We start from the raw sequence: 1,924 nt of genomic DNA, 5'->3' as shown, positions 1-1,924 counted from the left end.
ACAGCTAGTTCTAAAACTACAAAGCATCATACAAAAGCAAAAACGAAAGATCCTAAAGAAATCCCTTCAACATCGTTAAAACATCCCACAAGAATCGGCCAATGGAAAAACAGTCCAGTTATTGGAACAGCAACGTTGATAGGCCTGGGCACCAAACCCAACGCAACCATTCAAGACGGTCCGTTGACAGTCAAATTTAAACATGCAGAAATTGATAAGATCCATGCGAATACTCAGGATCAACTCGATCAAGCCCTCGACTCATACAATAAGAACAGCATGTCCAAAGACTATACGCGAATGAAAATTGAATATACAGTTAAAAACACATCTAGCAATGCGATTAATTTCGGCGGGATCAAGCAAATCATTTATTCAAACGGTTACCAAACCAACTTTGCCGACGATTCACTCAGTGATACTGGTTCTGAAGATGAAATTGCCGCTCATGCCAAAAGAGTTGAATTCGCATTAGTACTATTAGGAAAATCAACCTCCGGGTTAAAACCCGCCTCCATTAAAATATTGACTGATGAATCTGAGGATGCAACCACCTATGATACCGTCACTGACGGCTCCTCATTCTTTGAAAATATCAGCTACCAAGCGTAAAACAAAAAAGTGGTGCCGGGATCATATCTGTGTCCCAACACCACTTTCACTGAATGATTACCAGCTGAATCATCTGCCAAATCGCAGCATCCAGCCCACTTTATTCTTCAACCAATTTTCCAGCCTTTGGACCCGGATCCAACGTCCAAATCTGCTCGATGGTAATCACGCCGGCACCCTTTGGAGCTGGAAACTTGCCTTTTGCCCATTCCTCGGCTTGTTCGTAGTATGGCCCATCCGTATAGAGCTTGGCAGTTCCTCCGAATCGGAATCCTTTAAATGCCTTTTGGTTGGCAACCGCAACGATTGCTTTGCCGTTCTCATTAATGTTTGCCTGGGTCTTTCCACCGGTCATTTCGTTGTAAATCAGATGCTCATCGTCTAACACCCGCATTGAAATTTTGGGTCCGATGTCCGGGTTCCCGTCAGCATCAACTGTTGCGATGTAAGCTAATTCTCCCTCAATCATATCTTTCATTGCCTGATTTAATTTTGCCATCATAACATCTCCCATTTAATTTTTGCAACGTCATTTTAGTGCCAGCGGACCGACAACGCAATCATTTACCCTCGGTTACTTAAAAGCAGTGATCGTAAATGGCTTGATGAGTCCCTTGACAATGGTGTGCCGTAAAACCGCGAGAATTAACCAGCCCACCAAAACGCCAAAGGTATTGGTCAAGACATCATTAATGTCAACCCAACGCGATAAGCCAACGGTTAAATCAAGAACAAACTGTAGTCCCTCGATGGTGCAGCTGACGGCTAATCCGGTTAACAAAACATTTTTTAATTTGAGTTTTGGTAACAGCAGCCCCAAATAAATTCCCATCGGCAGCATCATCACCACGTTTTGATAAAAATCAGCAGTTGTACTCCAAAACGGAACCAAATTGATTGGGGCTGTTCCAATCATCATCGGTGAGACGTATTGTGGTCCCACAAAGGCATATGATGTTGGTGCCAGTGTCAGATAGCTCACCACTAAAATGTAGACCAGAGCTGAGATAATCGTCACCAGCTGGAAAATCGACAACCGTTTGAGATGACCCGACTGCATTTTAAGCCAAACCAGAACACCCGTAATATTTAACAAATATGGCAACCATTTAATCATAACGTCCACCTTCCTTTCAAAATCATTCGTCACTCACTTTATTAATATCGTTATCATAAGAAGATGCGGTTAACTGAAACTTAAAAGCTCCCTTGATACGACAGGCTTAAGGGAAACATAACAATCTTCTCTTAACAGCTTTTAACAATAGTTGCGATTAAAAACAGCTAATGCTATCTTAGAAGATAGATTTTT

3 protein-coding genes are annotated in these 1,924 nt (G+C 42.2%); 1 reads left to right on the top strand and 2 read right to left on the bottom strand.

Going from position 1 to position 1,924, the window contains the following annotated elements:
* Positions 1-612 (top strand): zinc ribbon domain-containing protein (locus tag AB3112_RS11155; protein WP_367334529.1); only part of this gene is annotated, 612 nt, incomplete at its 5' end.
* 100 nt (positions 613-712) lie between these two features.
* On the opposite strand, the gene AB3112_RS11150 is transcribed toward AB3112_RS11155, so the two are convergent.
* Together AB3112_RS11150 and AB3112_RS11145 are read right to left on the bottom strand one after the other, a co-directional pair.
* Positions 713-1,114, bottom strand: a complete 402-nt coding sequence (locus tag AB3112_RS11150) for a pyridoxamine 5'-phosphate oxidase family protein (RefSeq protein WP_084972702.1) — start codon at positions 1,112-1,114, stop codon at positions 713-715.
* Between the two features lie 72 nt (positions 1,115-1,186).
* Positions 1,187-1,729 (bottom strand): VanZ family protein, encoded by a 543-nt coding sequence (locus tag AB3112_RS11145; RefSeq protein WP_057909360.1) that lies wholly within the window; start codon positions 1,727-1,729, stop codon positions 1,187-1,189.
* Positions 1,730-1,924 lie beyond the last annotated feature (195 nt).

This window comes from Lentilactobacillus sp. (genome assembly GCF_040773105.1).
Lineage (GTDB): Bacteria > Bacillota > Bacilli > Lactobacillales > Lactobacillaceae > Lentilactobacillus > Lentilactobacillus parabuchneri.
This window is presented reverse-complemented; position numbering and strand designations above follow the sequence as displayed.

What these genes read in the sequence shown, in the direction of transcription:
- AB3112_RS11150 (WP_084972702.1), bottom strand. Translation starts at nt 1,114, where the DNA reads ATGATGGCAAAATTAAATCAGGCAATGAAAGATATGATTGAGGGAGAA.
- AB3112_RS11145 (WP_057909360.1), bottom strand. Translation starts at nt 1,729, where the DNA reads ATGATTAAATGGTTGCCATATTTGTTAAATATTACGGGTGTTCTGGTT.